This is a genomic window from Aestuariirhabdus litorea, assembly GCF_003864255.1.
In the GTDB taxonomy this organism is placed as follows: Bacteria; Pseudomonadota; Gammaproteobacteria; order Pseudomonadales; family Aestuariirhabdaceae; genus Aestuariirhabdus; species Aestuariirhabdus litorea.
This window is the reverse complement of the sequence record NZ_QWEZ01000001.1, coordinates 1,761,842-1,779,073: the sequence shown is the minus strand read 5'-3', so window position 1 is coordinate 1,779,073 and position 17,232 is coordinate 1,761,842. Positions and strand designations below refer to the sequence as shown.

The window sequence follows — 17,232 nt, the reverse complement described above, 5'->3', positions numbered from 1 at the left end:
CCGGGCTAGGCCTGGGCAGCGATCTCGCCGGAATAGCTCCTGTGGTTGTGTAAGGAGCGGTTCTTTTTGTAGGTGATCTTGGCCTGGTTTTTAGGCTTGCGACGAGCCTCCATATCCGCAATCTCGCCGATGCTGGGGCCGTTGTCGTTGGCCGGGTGGCGTTCAATTCGAGAAGCTTTGTGACTTGCCTTCGCCTCCTGCTCCTGCAAACGCATATTGTGTCGCATTCGGTAGGGGTGGCCGTGGGTACGGCGAGCCTTGCGCTCGGGGTCAGCCTTGGGCTCGGGTGGCTTCTCGCCAGTAAACTGTTCGTAGACGGTGGTATACAGGTATTTGCTCATCTTCAGCACCTCAGGAGCTTCATCTCCGGTGAGTGATCTTTTTTTCTGGGGGTATTCTAGGGGCTGGTGAGGGGGCTAAAAATAGGTATCTCTACCTAAAAAGCTGTGGCCAATCGGCCGCACCTGCCCCACTCTGCGAGAGAGGGGACGGTGAACCCGGGCCGATGCTACTCATCACCCCGAGCGGGCCAGGGCATCAAAAACTGTTCCAGAATCGGCGCTATCCTGTAGTGACATATACGAATAGGCAGGCCTGCAGGGCCGGGGTAGTCTGTCCCCAGCGAGTAATGAAAGGCTTACAGGAGGCCAGCATGCCAGACGTAACTTTGACCCGCGAGATTTGCGACCGATTGCATGAAGCACCGGAAGATCTCAAGGCGCGAGCCGAGGAGATCAAGCAGAGCCAGGTGCAGGAGAAACAGAGTATTCAGGGCGTTGAGAAAAAACGCTCCGGCTATCAGGGGCCGGGGCTATGGAGCGAGTGGCGCGTTGAGTAGCCATTGTAGGGGGGCGCTGGATAAAGTGGCGTTCCAACCTTAGGTAACCCCCGTCGGTCTGGTACTATGGGTATTTCCCGCCCGATGGAGTTTATCCGGTATGCCCTCAGTTCCTGCATTCCAACGAGCCGAACTGTCCTACCCCTTTGAGACACGCCCCGGTGACGGTGAGCTGATGGAGGTGGCCCCAGGTCTTCATTGGCTGAGAATGCCGCTTCCCTTTTCGCTGAACCACATCAACCTTTGGGTGCTGGAAGACGGAGAGGGCTTTAGCCTGGTCGATACCGGGCTTGCCAGTGATACCACCATCGACCTATGGCAGAACCTGTTTGGTGGTGTGCTCAAGGGGCGTGGGCTTGAGCGCATACTGGTTACCCACATGCACCCCGACCACCTGGGGCTGGCTGGCTGGCTCAATGAGCGCTCCGGTGCCCCTTTGCTGATCAGCCGCACCGAATATCTTTCCTGCCGAAGCCTGTTGCAATACTCCCACGAACAGGCGCCGCAGGATGCGATCGCCTTTTATCGGGGCGCGGGTTTTGATACCGAACAGTTGAACTATTACCGTTCCCAGTTTGGTGGTTTCGGGCGTCTGATGCATGGCCTTCCCCATAGCTTCACCCGGCTCGAGGAGGGGGACCTGATAGAGATCGGTGCTCGCCAGTGGCGTGTGATGATGGGGGAGGGGCACTCGCCAGAGCATGCCTGCTTCTATTGTGAAGCCGACAACCTCTTTATCTCGGGAGACCAGTTGTTGCCGACGATCTCCTCAAACGTCAGCGTCTGGCCCTCCGAGCCCCACGCCAACCCCCTGGAGCTATGGCTCAACAGCTGCCAGCGGTTGGCGTCTGAGCTTAACGAGGATACCCTGGTACTGCCTTCCCATGGCAAACCCTTTACCGGCGCACCTGGCCGCCTGCATGAGCTGATCGACGAGCACGAGGGCGACCTTCGCGCCCTGGTTGAGTATTGCCGGACGCCACGTCGGGCCGTTGACTGCTTTGAACGGCTGTTCAGGGTCTCGATCACCCGCAGTAACCTGATCATGGCCACCGGGGAGAGCCTGGCGCATCTGAACTGCCTGCTGGCGCGCGGGCTGCTTCGTTGTGAAACTGACCCGGAGGGGGTTAACTGGTATAGCAGCAGGTAGCTGTGCTGAGGGAGGCGGGTGGTGCGCCGATACTACTCCTCGTTCACCCGCAGGGGGGTGTCGTGGCTGATGCGAAACGGATCACCATAAAAGTAACGGCACTCGTTATCGAAGACTGTGTCGCAGCGCATGCTGGCGTCGTAGCCCCGCTCGCTACGGGTGATCTTGCAGAGGTTGAAGTAGGCGCTGTAGTGGTCCTCACCCTGGCCGATGGGGGCCGACAGCAGGACCACTGAGCGCATATCGACCGACTCTGGCTGAGCCAGTTGCTTGGCCTGATCCTGCATCAGCAACAGGCTTTCACCGCTGACTCCCTGCTCCAGTGCCGAGGCGATCTGGCTGTCGAGCTGCTGTTTCTTAAGAAGTTGCTGCTCAAGTTGGTACTGGAGGTCGTTGCACTTGATTGCTACCCGGTCGCTGGCAAAGATGGGTACGCCGAGCAAGAGCAGAGCAAGGGCAGTGAGGCAGGTAGGGAAAAGTCGCACGGGCAGACCGGTCCGGTTTCAGTGACGGTTTATAGAGCAGACATTGTACGTAGATCGCCGTGACTTGTCGCGAGGCTAGCAGAGTATTCGGTTGCAGCCCTCGTTTTCACGCAGGTCATCACCGAACAGTCTAGCCCTGCCCTTGTCGCCATCGGCGTCGGTCACAATGATCTCCAGCTCGGTGGCCTGCGAGGGGACACGAAAGGTCAGTTGGCCGCCTTTGCCCAGGGGTTTGTCGAGCACCAGGCGTCGAATATCATCGGTGATCTGTATCTGAGCCTCGCGGACAACCCCCTTGGTTGGCGAGTAGACGGTAACCGTGATTCGATTACCCACCAGTTGAGTGTTGACGGAAAGAGGAAACTCCCGGTTCTGCTGCTCTATCTGGGCACAGCCAACCAGCGGCATCACCAACAGCAGGGCCAGCAACAGGGGTCGAAACATGGTCGCCTCCAACGGCTAGGGAGTACTTGTGGTAAGACCGCCAGATAAGGGGGAAGGTTCCCCTGGCCGCGGCCAGGGGTGAGCTTATCAGTCGAGCTTGACCACGATATTACCGCAGGCCCCGGGCTCAAGGACCGCCTCGTGGGCCAGTCCCATTTGTGCCAACGGGAAGCACTTGTTCACTACCGGGGAGAGGGTATCGTTTTCCAGTCCGGCGACCAGCGCGGCATGGATCTGCTTCATCTCATCCGGGGTTGCGTTGAACATCGCCATTCCCAGAATGCTCGCATCCCGTGCCATGGTGTCACGGGGGTTGATCTCGACGGGACCACGGCTGCCGATGATGACGACGCGACCACCCTTGGCCAGCGCGGGCAGATCGTGGCCGAGGTTTACGTTGGCCAGCATCTCCAGAATCAGGTTGACGCCGGTGCCGCCGGTCAGCGCAATCACCTCCTGCAGGTGGTCAGGGTCGCTATGGTCGAGGGCGTGGTGTGCGCCATTGGCCAATACCAGGTCACGGCCAACATCCGTACTGGCGGTGCCGATGACACGCAAGCCGGCGGCGCGCGCGAGCTGGACCGCCGCCAGGCCAACCCCGCCACTGGCACCGTGAACCAGAACGGTCTCACCGGCCAGAGCGTGGGCCCGGATGAAAAGAGCTCTCCAGGCGGTGGTGTAGGGGGTGCCGATACAGGCGCCCTGCTCGAAGCTGATGTTGTCCGGCAGGGGCTGAACCTGGCCCTCAAGGCAGAGAGCCTGTTCGGCACTGGAACCGGTGAGGTTGCCTGCGCAGTAGACGCGATCACCCACCTTGAAGCGGGTCACCCCTTTGCCGAGGGCGGCTACTACCCCGGCTGCATCCTTGCCCGGGCAGTGGGGGAACTGGGCGGTGTAGTTGTTGGTGCCGGCGCGGATATAGGTGTCGACAGGGTTGACCCCGGCAGCCTTGACCGACACCAGGACTTGTCCTTCTGCGGGTTGCAGGTCCGCGACCTCCTCCAGCTTGAGGACATCGATACCACCGTGCTCGTGGGCCTGAATTGCTTTCATCTTATTCTCCTGTCGAATGCTATGGTTGCCATAGAATAGCCAGATCCCCGGCAAAACAATAGTGCTCAACTGGGGGTAGTGGCTTGACGCTTGTTGCTGTTCAGTTGATTCTGGCGGGATACTCTTTCTCGTGGAATGGTTTCGATGACGCGTTGCCCCTGGCCCACTACCGAACTCTACCTGCATTATCACGACACCGAGTGGGGGGTTCCCCTGCACGATGATGCGAGGCTTTTTGAGTTTTTGCTGCTGGAGGGGGCCCAGGCCGGGCTCTCCTGGATTACCGTGCTTAACAAGCGCGAAGCCTACCGACAACTGTTCGATGGCTTTGACCCCGCCGCCATCGCCCGCTACAGCGATGCCAGGCTGGTTGAACTTCAGGCCAATCCCGCGATCATCCGTAACCGCCTTAAGATTGAGTCTTTCCGCCGCAATTCGCGTGCCTATCTGGACCTGGTCGACAAGGAGGGGAGCTTTAATCACTTTATATGGCAGTTTACTGAACACCGGGTTGTGCAGAATCGTTGGCAGAGCATGGCCGAGGTGCCCGCCACCACGGCGGCCTCGGATGCTATGAGCAAGGACTTGAAAAAGCGAGGTTTTAACTTTGTAGGAAGTACCATCTGTTATGCCTATATGCAGGCCACCGGTATGGTGAATGATCACCTGTGCAGCTGTTTTCGCCACCGCGAACTGGGCGGCCACTGACCTATCGGCAGTGGGTCTCGATCAGTTCGTCTACCCGGGCAAGGTAATCCTCCAGCACCTCGTCACCACCGCGCGGGTAAAGGTACAGCAGTTTGGCGGCGATCAGGTAGGGGCGGCGACTCTCCTCGCCGGCCGGTCGGGGGTCTGTAATCACCTTTTCCAGATACATCAACGTTTGCTCGCGTGTGTCGCAGTAGCGAGGAAGTGAGACCTCCTCGGTATAGAGGCGAAACCAGAGGTTGACCGCCAGTAGCGCGAGCAGAACCCCTACAATAATTTTCCAGGGTTTGAAGGGGGCTGGCTGGGAGAGACTGTCGTCTTCGGCCGACGGAGAGGGGCGAGGGCTCATGGCTAGGCCGCTCCCAGGGAGACCGCGGTCGAACGCGCCTGCAGCGGCTCCCCCAGAGCCAGACCCAAGCGCCTGGCGAGACGATGGCTGGCAGCGATCCGGTCTCTGATCGAGACCCCCCCCAGATAGTTCCCGTTCAGGTGGAGTCCGGGCAGGCGGCGGCACAGCTGCTCGATGCGCTGGCCCCGCTGGTAATGGCCGATCTGATAGAGAGGCAGCGCCTGCGGGTGCCGGACCAGCTCGACAAACCCAGGCTCGCCCCTAAGCCCCAACACCCGGTCCAGATCTTCCAGCACCCGCTGCAGCGCATCGGCATCGTTCCAGTCACGCGCTTCGGGGCGACGTGATCCACCCAGGTAGGTGGTGAGCAGGTGGTGGCCGGCGGGGGCCCGGTTGTCGAAGACTGAGCTGGGCCAGAGCGAGCCATTGATGGTGAGGGGGCTGCGGCTGGGGGTTAGAAACCCCTGGCTGTCGAGGGGATGCTGAACCTGGTCGGTCCTGAAGCCGGTGTGAACCAGGGTGATGGGTGCGTATTCGATGGTCGCCAGTAGCTGGCCCAGCTCAGGGTCGCTGGCCGCCAACAGGCGGGCGGCCTCGGGGGCGGGGCAGCAGAGCACCAGCTGGCGACACTCCAGGGTGCGCTCCCCCCGGCCAGTGGTTGCATGGACGCGCCAACCCAGGCGGCAGGGTTCAATGGACTCGACCCGATGTTGCAGCTGCAACTGGCCGGGTTGCTGCTGCACCAGCCTGGCCAGTTGTCGGGGCAGGTGCTGCATCCCCTCGGCAAAGGAAAAAGGGGTGCTACCCATGGGGGTTCGCTGGCCCCTGAGCCGCTGCCAGAGGGCTCCCAGCAGGATGCTGCGGTACTCCTGTTCGAGGGCGTTGAGCCTCGGCAGCACCGAGCGGGCACAGGCCTGCTCCGGATCGCAGGCCAGGGTGCCACTGATATAGGGGTCGAGGGCACGCTCCAGCAGCTCGCTCCCCAGGCGCCGGCGGATAAAGGCCGCGGCGCTTTCTTCGGTCAGCGTGCTGCGTGGGATCAGGGGCTCGGCCAGCATTCGTAGCTTGCCCCGCCAGGAGATCAGTGAGCTGCGCGCCATCCCGGGCAGGGAAGGCGGCAGGGGGTGGAGGCGCTCCTGCTCCAACAGGTAGCGTACCCGCGCGCGTGAGGCCGGTCGCTCCATCCGCTGCTGTGCTGCGCCGCAGGCGTGAATCAGCTGCTCTACTGGTGCAAGGTGGTTGACGACCATGGAGGCCGACTGCTCGCACAGGTAGCCCTGTTGCCGGTGGCTGCCAATTTTCCCCCCCACCCGGTGGCTGCTCTCCCACAGCTCCATGGCGAGTTCCGCTGGCTGCATCCAGGCTGCGCAGGAGAGGCCGCTGATGCCGCCGCCAACGATCAGGAGGTCGACCCGTTGCATCAGCGCCCGGGGTCCGGTTTGAAGGGGGGGTTGGCGCCGAAGCGGCGGGCGGTGAGCTCCTCGAGGTGCGTCGTGGTCACCTCGCTGTCACCCTGCTCGCGGGCATAGGCCTCGGCGCGCTTGCGCACCATGGCACGGATAAATCCGGGTACCCGGGAGAGGCGCTGCTCCGCCAGCGGGTGCCAAAGGAGCGGCTGCTCCTGCAGGGGGAAGATCAACTCCCCCCCCTGGGGCTGGTAGGCGCACAGGGGGTCCTCCCCCATCAGCCCATCGCCGGCGGCCAGCGGGCGTGCCCGGCATCCCCCGCAGAGCTGCTGGTACTCGCACTGCCCGCACTTGCCCTCCAGTCGGGGGTGGCGCAGGGCCTCAAACACTGGCGCCTGGTCCCACAGCTCGAGAAACCCCTGCTCTCGAATGTTGCCCACTTCGTCGGCGATGTAGGGGCAGGGGGTGACTCCGCCCTGGGGGGTGATCCGGCAGTAACCGCTGCCAGCGATACAGCCGTCCCCCTCGTTGCCGCTGATGCGGTTGATGGGGGCTTCTGGGTGGAGCTGGTGGGCCACGCGCTTGTAATGGGGCGCGCAGCGGGGGCGAATCAGCATATCCGGGTAGTGTTCCTGCAGCGCCAGGGCCTGCTGCAGCACTCGCTCATACTGCTGGGGGGAGATATCGGTCACCCGCTCGCCACGCCCAGTACAGACCAGGAAAAAGAGGTTAAATACCCGCGCGCCCTGGGCGTGTGCCGCCTCCACCATCGCCTCCAGCTCGTGGGCATTACCGGCGTGGACGGAGAAGTGGACCTGGAAACTGAGCCCCTGCTGGCGGCACTGCTCCATGGCGGTGACAGTCTGCAGCCAGGCGCCGGGCTTGCCGCGGAAGCGGTCGTGCCAATCGGGGTCGATGGAGTCGAGGCTGATGCCCACCCCCATCAGGCCGGCGGCCTTGAGGGAGCGTATACGCTGTTCGCTGAGCAGGGTCCCGTTACTGCCCAGCACCATAAAGAGTTTGCGCTCATGTCCGTGGGCAACCAGCTCCTCGATGTCGCGGCGCAGCAGCGGCTCCCCGCCGGTCAGCACTACCATGGTCTCGGTGCCACGGCTGGCGATCTCGCTCAGCAGCTGTTTCACCTCCGCGGTGGAGAGTTCATGGGGGGAGCCATCGCGCAGGGTGCGGGCGTCCAGGTAGCAGTGTTCGCACGCCAGGTTACAGCGGTCAGTGAGGTTGATGGCAATCATCGAGAGGCGGGACATGGCGGCGCCTACCGGTACTGGTCCGGGTTGTGCTCCGAGTGGAAGCCGCCACTGTCGAGCCAGCCGCTGTTGGCATGCTTCATTACCTTGAGATCCACCTGCTCAAGTCCCTGTTCGCGGGCGCAGCGTTCCACCTCCTTGATTACCATGCCCCGCACAAACTCGGGTATCCGCGACACCCGGCGTCGGGATTCCTCATCCCAGGACAGCTCCATCTGTTGCACCTTCGAACCCTGGTCCCACTCGTCGTACTTGGCGGTCATGAGCTCGAGGGTTACCTCGCTCTGTCCCTGTTTGCGGGCAAAGGTCTCCACTCGCTGGCGGGTCATCTGGCGCATAAAGCCTGCCGGGACGCGCTGCAGCCGTTGCTCTGCCTCCTCACTCCAGCTCAGTGGCGGTTTCTCGGGCTCTGTCGAACCCTTGATGCCAAAGGGGCAGCGAGAGGCCGTTTCAGCGGGACTGTTGACGGCATTGATCTCGGCCAGCTCGGCGAGCTGGACGAAGGCGGCCACATCCTCCAGGCGCACCTCGCGGGCACCCGCCTGGCGACAATGCTTTTCAGCCCGCAGGCGCAAGGTGTCACGCAGACTGTCGGAGGGCACCTGCTGCAGCCGCTCCAGCGCCTCGGGGCTCCAGGGCGGGTTAAAGGGGATCTCATCGGCGGCTGCCCTGGCGGTGCTGCCGTCATCAGAAGGGGTGTCGGCGGTGCTTTCGTGCATTACCGGGCAGAGTTTGGCCGTGGCTTCGGCGACGATGCTTTCGGTAATGACCGTGTGGCCCTGCTCCTGGGCAAAACGCAGGATCGCCAGTCGCGCCATGGAGCGGGCAAAGGAGGGGACGGCCAATAGCCGCTCTTCCGCCTGCACGCTCCAGCTGGTGGTAGCCTCGGCGATCCACTCTACCCGCGGGCGGTATTCGCGCTGGCTCAGCAGCAGGGAGCAGGAAGCGTTGCGCAGCAGGTTTTCGGCATTACCGCCGATATCCAGCTCCTCGTCGGCATGGATTCCCAGCTTGCCGATCAGCAGTAACGCCGGTTGTAGGCTGGCGGCGTGGCGAAGGATCACCTCCCAGGGCTTACCGGCCAGCAACTCGGTGGTCGCTTCGACCTGCTGTTCCTGGCAGATATCCAGCGCCACATCCAGGTGGCCCTGGTAGATCTTGGCCAGGCCCGCATCGATGATATCTTCGTGTAGCTTCTCCTGCTCCTTGAAACGGAACACCTTGCCCGCCTCGTCGGACAGCACTCCGGCGATGCGGTTGAACGCCACGTAGTGGTAGTAGGGGTCGTAGGCGGAGACGATGTGGAGGGGCTGGCTCCAGGCTTTGGCCAGGCGAATGGCGGTCTGCAGGGCACCGTAGGCGCGGCTTGAACCATCGAGGGCGACCAGTAATGGCCCCTGGTCGATCGCCCGCTGGGTGTCCTTGATCACCAGGCAGTCGATGTCGCTGCGGCGGACGCTGCGCTCGCAGACGGTGCCCAGGCTGCCGCCTGCGACCGCTCCCAGCCCCTGGGCACCGAGCACCAGCAGGTCGTGGCGTCCGCTGTTGGCCTCGCGCACCAGTTCGCGGTAGTTTTTGCCCTCCAGGGCACAGCGTAGGTAGGGCAATTGGGCCGACTCACAGCTGCTTTGCAGCTGGTCCAGATAGGAGTCGGTGATGACCGAGAGCCCTTTGGTAATGAGCTCGTCGTGGATGTCGCGCTGGCGTTCCAGCTCCTCCTCCTCCTGGTATTGCTCGGGCAGCCCACCCTCCATCTGGCGAAAGCGCTGGTCGTGGAGTCTGGCCGCGTAGACGTGGGCGCCGGTGATCTGGGCCCCCGCCAGGGATCCGATGGAGAGGGCGGCTGCAACTCCGTGGTTGGAGTGGTCGGAGGCGTCTGCAGCGATCAGGATGCGCGTGTAGTCACTCAGGGCGGAATCGACCGGGGATGGGGCGGTGTCGATCTGGCGATGGGGTTCGGTGGGGGTCATGGGTAGTTCCATGATCGAACGGGGCGCGCGGGCGGGGCTCTTCAGTGGAGAAGCCAATATCCGAGGATCGCCAGCACCACAGCGGCATTAACGAGGGCGCCACAGAGCACGAAGCGGTCGAAGCGGTCCAGGCGCGATCTGTTCGATCTGTCAGGTTGATTCATAGTGCCTTTCGGCTGCGCCACCCCATCCTAACGGGAGGGGGCGGCACAGTCTATCACTTGTAGTTGAAACCCTGAGTGGTGGTTGCATTGGCGGTGACCTCAACGGCGGCGCTCTGCTCACCCAGGGTTCCGTGCCAGCTCTTCAGCTTGTACTTGCCGGGGGGGATATCCGCGATGGTAAAGGTGCCATCCTCATTGACAAGGGCGTAGTAGGGGTTTTTGGCAACGAACACGAAGGCGTGCATAAAGTCGTGGGCGTCGCACTCCAGTTTCATGGCATTGCCGCGCTTGAGCTGGATGGTTTTGGTCAGGGTTCCCGGCTCTGGCTGGGACAGGTTAAAGACGGTTTTTTTGGCCAGTTTTTTCCCCGCCTGAATCTGTTCATAGGTGTGGATGTTGTGCAGCACGCTGTCCTTGTTGACCGAGGTCAGGGTGTCGCCATTGTGCATTACGCTCAGGTAGGGGAGGAAGTAACACTCCTCCTGGTCCACCACCACGGGCTGGGGAGGAAAGGGTTTGCCCTTCCCGACTTTTTCGAGAAACACCACCACATCGCTCAACCCTCCCTCCTTTACCTTGATGAAGTCGATCTCGCGGACACCAGTGCCACAGGCGGAGTTGTCCTTGGTGATGCTGTAGGGCTGGGGGGGAGTGTCGGTACCGCTGAAGGTCACCTTGCCGGTCACCTTGCCACCCTCACTCACCGCCACCTCCTGATAAGGCGCCGCCAGTGCCAGTGTACTGAGGCTCAGGCTGATAAGGGTGGTGCAAAGGCGTTTGTTGATCGTCATGGGGACTCCTGATGCAGTGGCTCAACTTTCAGCTGCTGTTTTTACCACGGACGCCGATCGACTGCCACGTTGAAGGCGCACTTTGGGGGAGCTCTGTAAGCGCAAAAGCCGCTTTGTGATCCAGGTCAGTTCACTCACGTCTGGGGGGCCAGGAGGCTGGGTCGAGCGCCCGAATCTGGTAAGCTATCGGCAGCGAAGCGCGCCACCTATAATAGGCCGCGTTCAAGAGGCCGGGGCTGGCCGGGGAGGGTTAATGGCATCCGATGATGAGAAGAGGTCGCCCAGGTCGCCGGTGGCAAATGCGACCTGGGGGCCCTGGCTCTTTCGTGGCGTAATGGTGGTGACCGCTGTCTATTTCTGGTGGCTGGTGATTTACGACCACGGTGTAGGTTCAACCCATTGAGCGGAGAGGCGCAGATGAAAGCTGGTGGTCGGTTGGGGATTGCGGGTTGGGTGACGGTGTTCGTGGTCGTAGGTCTGCTCTTTTACCTGATGACCCATCTGGTGATGGACAGCCAGGGGTTGCCGCTGCGGCTCGATCTGACACCGGCTAAGTAGGGGGCACTGGATGCGTTTGGTCAACGAGGGGAGGGTGGCAGGTCGCGGCTGGCTGTGGCTGGCACTGTTGCTGATGGTGATGGCCTGGGTGTTTCCCCCAGGAGCGGAAGCAGCAGGCCTGGCAAGCGGTAGCGCACTGTCCGAGGCCCCAGCCATGGTGGGTCCTGGCCAGGAGGCTGAGCGTTTTGTCGCCCCCGACCTCAAGCGGGAGGATTATCCCCGTAGCCGCTACAGCAGCCGCTCGGTGGTCTGGGTATTGGCGCAGATGCACCTCTTCTTTGCCGCTTTTGTGCTGGCGGTACCGCTGTTTGTGGTCTTTATCGAGTGGTTGGGGGTTAAGTCGGGTGATCCCCGTTACGACGACATGGCCCACGAGTTCATGAAGATCAGCATGACCGCCTACTCCATCACGGCGCTGTTTGGCGGCGCCCTGATGCTGGCGCTCTTTGTGCTCTACCCCCAGTTCATGCAGTACATGGTGCGGGTGTTCGACAGCCAGTTCCTGGTCTATGCGCTGCTGTTTTTCATTGAGAGTGTGCTGCTCTATCTCTACTACTACAGCTGGTACGCACTGCGTTACGGCAACGCCAAGTGGGTGCACCTGTGCATCGGGGTCGGGCTCAATGTGGCGGGCACCAGCATCCTGGTGATGGCCAACGCCTGGTCCACCTTTATGATGGCCCCCTCGGGGGTGGATATCAGTGGTGCCCTGACCTCGGGCAATATCTGGGAGGTCATACGGGGGCCGCTGTGGAACCCGATGAACCTGCATCGCTTTATCGCCAATGTGGCCTTTGGCGGCGCCATTGTCGGCGCCTACGCGGCCTATAAATTCCTGGCGGCACGGACGCCGGCGGAGCGCGCCCACTACGACTGGATGGGCTATACCTCCAACTTTATCGCCATCCTCGCCTTTTTGCCGCTGCCCTTTGCCGGCTACTGGCTTATGGCGGAGATCTATGCCTACTCCCAGCAGATGGGGATCACCGCGATGGGGGGGATCCTGGCCTGGCTGTTTATTGTACAGGCGGTGCTGATTGGCACCATTTTGCTGGCCGCCAACTACTACCTCTGGTCTGGCATGTCGCGCACCGGGGGCGCCGGCGCCTACGGCTGGATGATTAAGTACATCGCCGCCGTGCTGGTGCTCAGCTTTCTGGTCTGGGTGACCCCTCACAGCCTGGTCTTGACCCCCGCCGAGGCGGCGCAGATGGGGAGCAGTAGTCACCGCTGGCTGGGGCCCCTGGGGCTGATGCCCGCTAAAAACGTGGCCGTTAACCTGATGCTGGTGGCCACCTTCCTCTCCTTCCAGCTCTACCGCCGTTCGGGCAAAGAGCCCACCGTCGCCTATGCCGGCTGGCTGAACGCAGTGATGGTGGCGATCTACTTCTGGGCGGTGGTGGCGATCATCTTCAGTGGCGTTTATTACGGCTACTTCACCAATACAGTCTACAAGGTGGGGTCGAGCGTGGTGCAGGTGGTCGCTACCCTCAGCGTGATTCTGGGCGGGGTAGTGATCGACAGCCTGCTGTTCCGGGGTGCTCGAGTGGTGCCTGCTGTCTGGGGACAGGTATCGACCCGCTCCCAGTACGCGCTCTTCGCGCTGCCGGTGGCCTTTACCTGGCTGATGGCCCTGATGGGCTATGTGCGCTCATCGATGCGGGGCAACTGGCATGTGTACAGTGTGATGAAGGATAATTCCGCCGATAACTTCATCCCCGCCATCGGTCACGCCGGGAATATGATGACCCTGGTGACCCTGCTGTTTCTCGGCTGCATCCTGTTCATCTTCTTCATCGCTTCCCTGAGCGAAAAGCGGCAGCTGCCGCCGGGTGCCACTGTGGCGGGGGAGGGCTAGCGAATGCCGATCCTGCTGCGGGTGGTGATCTTCAGTCTCTGCTTGACCCTGCTGTTTACGGCCTTTACCAACCTTTTGCCACAGATCGAGGGGGAGGCGGAGGCGCCCCTGGCGATGATCGACAACGATGAGGCGGCGCGCATCGCCGCGGGCGAGCAGTTGTTCAATGGCAAGGGAAGTTGTGCCCTCTGTCATAACGCGATGGATCGCGCCCCGGACCTGATGGCAGTGGATGTCATCCAACTGTCTCTTGAGCGGCTGCGGGAGCCCGGTTATGGCGGCATGGCAACCAGCGCCGAGGAGTACCTGTTTGAGTCCATGGTTCGGCCAAGCGCCTTTGTCGTTGCCGGGTACGGGGTCAAGGGGAGCGAGCCGCAGCTCTCCCCCATGCCCGATGTCAGTGAGCCTCCGATCTCCCTGAGCTTGGAGGAGATCAGCGCCGTGATCGCTTTTTTGCAAGCCAAGGATGGTTATCCGGTTAGCACGGAGTCGCTTGCGGACAACTTCCTTGGTCGCACTGCCGTCGAGGTGCATTGAGGGTGGAGAGCCGAGGGTGTTGAGGAAATTACCCCCCTTTTGGCAGGCGCTTATGCTGTTGGCAGGATGCGCCCTTGCGCTGGAGCTTGCGGTCTACCCACTCATGCCGCGCTCACTGATGATCCAGTACCTGGTGATTCTGGCGGTGGGCATGCTGCTCTACTATTCGGCCGATGAGGCGCGCTGGCAAGCCTTTTTGTCGCCGCTGCGAACACTCTTGCACTCACCCCGTTTGCTGGGGCTACGGCGTCTGCTGCTGGTGGTGGTCCCCCTCGCCGGTGGTGTGGCCAGCTTCCTGCTGCTTGACCCGGTCCCCCAGGCTCCAACCGAATTGCGCCAGGCTCACCCCGCGCCCCCCGCCAGCTTCTCTGCCTGGGGACGCCGCATTGAGTTCGAAGCGCTGGATAACCCCATTCGTGCGCGCTTCAGCGACCTGTGGCCCACCGACCCAGAGGGGGCGATGGAGATCTATTCGGAAGCGGTGGCGGCGGGGCGTGAGATCTATTTCTCCAACTGCGTTTTTTGCCATGGGGCGCTACTGGATGGGAGGGGGCATCTGGGACTGGGGTTGAATCCGCCTCCCGCCAATTTCCGCGATCTGGGCACCATTGCCCAACTGGAGGAGAGCTACCTGTTCTGGCGCATTGCCACCGGTGGACCGGGGCTGCCTCGGGAGGGGGCTCCGGCACGCTCACAGATGCCCGCCTGGCACGAATCGCTGGAGGAGCCGCAACTGTGGCAGACCATTCTCTACCTATATGATGCCGTGGGGCAGGAGCCTCGTATTTGGGATCCAGCGCGCTCCGCCGTGGCCAGTGCGATTCGCCAGCGCGTGGAGACCGAGCGGCGGGGGCTCACAGGGGAGCCCCTCTACCAGCTGTATTGTGCCGCCTGCCACGGGGAGGAGGGGCTGGGCGATGGTGTGGCGGCGGATTACCTCTATCCACGGCCGCGGGACTTTGGGTTGGGATTATACAAATACAAGAGCTCACCCGGTGCCCTGCCGCCGCGGGATGAGGACCTGCTCGAGGTGATCGCCGAGGGGTTGCCGGGTACCGGCATGCCGGCCTGGCGCTCACTGCTCAGCGAGCAACAGATCGCCTCCCTGGTGCCGGTGCTCAAGGGCTTCGATTTCGTGGGCACCTGGGCGCCTGCCGATGCCCCCGATGAGGCGTTTGACGAGCAGGGGCGTTACCGGGGCGATCGCTGGCTCTCGATTACTGAGCGCGAGCCTGTGGAGGGGCGCGTGCCCTACAGCGAAGCCTCCGTTGCCAGCGGGAGGGCGGTCTATGAGTCGGCCTGCATCGAGTGCCATGGTGAGCAGGGGCGAGGCAATATCACCTCCGACAAACCACTGGAGGACGACTGGGGCTATCGGGTCTGGCCCCGCGACCTGACCCAGCCGGGGAGCTGGCGCGCCAGCGAGGGGACGGGCTCGAACCCCCGGGACAACACCCTGGAGCGACTCTACCAGCGCGTCTCGATTGGCATCAGCGGAACCCCTATGCCGGCCCATCGGGAGGTTGAAGAGGGGAACCGGGACCCCCTCTCTCTGGAGGACCGCTGGCATGTAGTCAACTATGTCTACTCTCTGCGGCATGCGGACGCCCGGCTGGAACCCGATGGGCTATTGGTGGGGGCCCGGGTGGAGGAGAGTCTCCCCCTCAGCGGGGATGATCCGCGTTGGCAGCAGGCCCGGCCCCTGGCGCTTCCCCTGATACCCAACCTGATGCAGGGAGAGCGCTTGTACACCCCGTTAAACCGCTCGCTGGTGGTACGGGCCCTCTTTAACGAGGCGGAGGTCGCGTTCCTGGTGGAGTGGCATGATCGTACCGAGAGTCGTCCGGGCAGCGAGGTGGCGGAGCGGTTACAGGACGCTTCGTTGACCCTCTATGCGGATGCCGTAGCGCTGCAGTTTCCCCAGAACTCCCCTGCTTCAGCCCTGTCCCGGGTCGACCTGCCACTGTTGCAGCACGGCGATCCTGGCCGCAGAAGCCGTATCTGGTACTGGAATGCCGGACAGCTTGATCCCCCCATGCCGTCGCGGTTGACCCCCCTCAATGGGCGTGGCGGGCAGAAGCCCAAACCTGCGGCGGGGGAGGACCCTACGCTGTCCGCCCAGGGGCGATGGGAAGCGGGTCGCTGGCAGTGGGTGGTGCGTCGCAGCCGGGAGTCGTTGCAACCCGGAGCGGTGAGCTTCGAGAGCGAACGCTATCTGCCGTTTGCCCTGGCCACCTGGGACGGCAGCAACGGTGAGATAGGCTCCCGCCACAGCCTGACCGGGTGGCACCGGCTCTGGTTGCCCGAGCCGGTCTCGGCCGCCTACCGCTTGGTGGCTTCCGGCGCGGTCGCGCTGGGGCTGCTGCTGTTGGGATGGATACTTTTCGCGCGCCCGAATCGCCCCTGACCCCCCTCTTTTCCCGCTATTTGCGCTACGCTTAGGGTCACGCTTGGCGCCCTTTGGGCGCTACCTTGAACTGACCCTTGTTCCACCCGTACAGGGTCAGGGCTGGCTTACCGGGATAGTAGGAGACGTTGCAATGCGCACTAAGGTAGCTCAGGGAATCCGGGCTCTGGGGGGAGGAATGCTGCTCTTTTGGGCTCTGGCGGGCTCGGTAGTGATACCGACCCATGCCCAGTCCATTTCACCCATTGAGGTAGACAAGGCGCGTGCGGAGCTGGGCAAGCGACTCTTCTTTGACCCCCGCCTGTCGGGCGATGCCGCCATCTCCTGCGCGAGCTGTCATCTCCCGGAGCACGGTTATGCCCACCCTGCCCCCCTGGCGCCGGGCTATCCGGGCAACAAGCATTTTCGCAACGCGCCGACCCTGATCAACAGCGCGCTCAAGCAGAGCTGGATGCACGATGGGCGCCTGGGAACCAACCTCAACGACGTTACCCGGGAGATGATTACCGAGACCTACCTGATGAACATGGATATGCGCCTGATGCAGGAACGCATCAAACAGGACCCGGTCTACGTGCGTATGTTTGCGGAAGCCGGAATGGGGGAGCCCTCCAATGGCGGGGTGCGCAATGCGATTCCGGAATACCTGAAAACCCTGACCTCCCGGGGTGCCCCCTATGACAGCGGCTCCATGGGAGAGGCGGCCCGGCGGGGAGAGCAGCTGTTCAATGGCAAGGCGGGTTGCCACCAGTGTCACACCGGCCCCCTTTTTCTGGACAACCGGGCACACAACACCGGTGTGCCGGAAAACCTGGATATCTTTCTTGACCCCCAGCGCGACCAGGCTTTTATTGCGTTCAACAACTTCATGGGGGTTGAGAACTACATGAACCTCAAGCGCGATGTAGGGGCCCATGTGCGCCTGCACAAGGCCGACAAAAGCGATGTCGGCTCCTTTATGACTCCTACCCTGCGCGAACTCAAATACACAGCGCCCTATATGCATAACGGCATGCTGCCGACCCTGGAGGAGGTGGTCGCCTTCTACAACCGCGGGGGAGGGCAGGATCGTAACAAGTCGCGACTGCTTAAACCATTGGGACTCAGCGCGTCCGAGCAGCAGGATCTGGTCGAATTCCTGCTGGCGCTATCGGGGGAGCCGCTCTCGGGTGCCCAGTGGGTGTGGGATCAACCCTACCCGGAAGAGTACGATGCCATCGTTGACTGGCGTCAGCAGAGCAATTAGGAG

Annotated in this window: 17 protein-coding genes; 8 read left to right on the top strand and 9 right to left on the bottom strand. The window is 62.4% G+C overall.

Going from position 1 to position 17,232, the window contains the following annotated elements:
• Nucleotides 1-5: 5 nt before the first annotated feature.
• Entirely contained in the window at nt 6-341 is a 336-nt protein-coding gene (locus tag D0544_RS08210; protein WP_125015479.1) for a hypothetical protein, read from the bottom strand.
• A 311-nt stretch (nt 342-652) separates the two neighbouring features.
• On the opposite strand from D0544_RS08210, the gene D0544_RS08205 reads away from it, so the two are divergent.
• Nucleotides 653-838, top strand: coding sequence for a hypothetical protein (locus D0544_RS08205; protein ID WP_125015478.1), 186 nt, complete (start codon nt 653-655; stop codon nt 836-838).
• A gap of 100 nt (nt 839-938) precedes the next feature.
• The gene (locus D0544_RS08200) at nt 939-1,988 is read left to right on the top strand and encodes an MBL fold metallo-hydrolase (protein WP_125015477.1); all 1,050 of its coding nucleotides are present in this window, start codon (nt 939-941) and stop codon (nt 1,986-1,988) included.
• Between the two features lie 32 nt (nt 1,989-2,020).
• Here D0544_RS08200 and D0544_RS08195 read toward each other — a convergent pair whose 3' ends face one another.
• The 3 genes from D0544_RS08195 to D0544_RS08185 form a co-directional block, all read right to left on the bottom strand.
• Nucleotides 2,021-2,473: a hypothetical protein gene (locus D0544_RS08195; RefSeq protein WP_125015476.1), complete on the bottom strand. Its 453-nt coding sequence runs from the start codon at nt 2,471-2,473 to the stop codon at nt 2,021-2,023.
• A 75-nt stretch (nt 2,474-2,548) separates the two neighbouring features.
• Nucleotides 2,549-2,917, bottom strand: a complete 369-nt coding sequence (locus D0544_RS08190) for a hypothetical protein (RefSeq protein WP_125015475.1) — start codon at nt 2,915-2,917, stop codon at nt 2,549-2,551.
• Between the two features lie 87 nt (nt 2,918-3,004).
• Nucleotides 3,005-3,970 carry an NADPH:quinone reductase gene (locus D0544_RS08185; RefSeq protein WP_125015474.1) on the bottom strand — a complete coding sequence of 322 codons (966 nt, stop codon included), beginning with the start codon at nt 3,968-3,970 and terminating at the stop codon, nt 3,005-3,007.
• A gap of 144 nt (nt 3,971-4,114) precedes the next feature.
• On the opposite strand from D0544_RS08185, the gene D0544_RS08180 reads away from it, so the two are divergent.
• Nucleotides 4,115-4,678, top strand: a complete 564-nt coding sequence (locus D0544_RS08180; RefSeq protein ID WP_125015473.1) for a DNA-3-methyladenine glycosylase I — start codon at nt 4,115-4,117, stop codon at nt 4,676-4,678.
• A gap of 1 nt (nt 4,679) precedes the next feature.
• On the opposite strand, the gene D0544_RS08175 is transcribed toward D0544_RS08180, so the two are convergent.
• The 5 genes from D0544_RS08175 to D0544_RS08155 all read right to left on the bottom strand — a co-directional run bounded on the left by D0544_RS08175 (nt 4,680) and on the right by D0544_RS08155 (nt 10,623).
• On the bottom strand, nt 4,680-5,027 hold the full coding sequence (locus tag D0544_RS08175; protein ID WP_125015472.1) for a hypothetical protein: 348 nt from the start codon (nt 5,025-5,027) through the stop codon (nt 4,680-4,682).
• 2 nt (nt 5,028-5,029) lie between these two features.
• A complete protein-coding gene (hemG, locus tag D0544_RS08170) occupies nt 5,030-6,448 on the bottom strand; it encodes a protoporphyrinogen oxidase (protein ID WP_125015471.1) in 1,419 nt (472 codons plus the stop codon).
• A complete protein-coding gene (locus D0544_RS08165) occupies nt 6,448-7,698 on the bottom strand; it encodes a radical SAM/SPASM domain-containing protein (RefSeq protein ID WP_125015470.1) in 1,251 nt (416 codons plus the stop codon). Before D0544_RS08165 ends, hemG begins: the two co-directional genes overlap by 1 nt.
• Nucleotides 7,699-7,706: 8 nt before the next feature.
• Entirely contained in the window at nt 7,707-9,668 is a 1,962-nt protein-coding gene (locus D0544_RS08160; RefSeq protein WP_164880873.1) for a universal stress protein, read from the bottom strand.
• A 217-nt stretch (nt 9,669-9,885) separates the two neighbouring features.
• Nucleotides 9,886-10,623 (bottom strand): hypothetical protein, encoded by a 738-nt coding sequence (locus tag D0544_RS08155; RefSeq protein WP_125015468.1) that lies wholly within the window; start codon nt 10,621-10,623, stop codon nt 9,886-9,888.
• Nucleotides 10,624-11,040: 417 nt separating this feature from the next.
• On the opposite strand from D0544_RS08155, the gene D0544_RS17150 reads away from it, so the two are divergent.
• From D0544_RS17150 to D0544_RS08135, 5 genes are all read left to right on the top strand, one after another.
• Nucleotides 11,041-11,181, top strand: coding sequence for a hypothetical protein (locus D0544_RS17150; RefSeq protein ID WP_164880872.1), 141 nt, complete (start codon nt 11,041-11,043; stop codon nt 11,179-11,181).
• 10 nt (nt 11,182-11,191) lie between these two features.
• Entirely contained in the window at nt 11,192-13,039 is a 1,848-nt protein-coding gene (locus D0544_RS08150; RefSeq protein WP_125015467.1) for a cytochrome ubiquinol oxidase subunit I, read from the top strand.
• Nucleotides 13,040-13,042: 3 nt separating this feature from the next.
• The gene (locus D0544_RS08145) at nt 13,043-13,576 is read left to right on the top strand and encodes a hypothetical protein (protein ID WP_125015466.1); all 534 of its coding nucleotides are present in this window, start codon (nt 13,043-13,045) and stop codon (nt 13,574-13,576) included.
• A gap of 16 nt (nt 13,577-13,592) precedes the next feature.
• Nucleotides 13,593-15,983: a c-type cytochrome gene (locus tag D0544_RS08140; protein WP_164880871.1), complete on the top strand. Its 2,391-nt coding sequence runs from the start codon at nt 13,593-13,595 to the stop codon at nt 15,981-15,983.
• A 133-nt stretch (nt 15,984-16,116) separates the two neighbouring features.
• Nucleotides 16,117-17,229: a cytochrome-c peroxidase gene (locus D0544_RS08135; RefSeq protein WP_243647267.1), complete on the top strand. Its 1,113-nt coding sequence runs from the start codon at nt 16,117-16,119 to the stop codon at nt 17,227-17,229.
• Nucleotides 17,230-17,232: the final 3 nt, after the last annotated feature.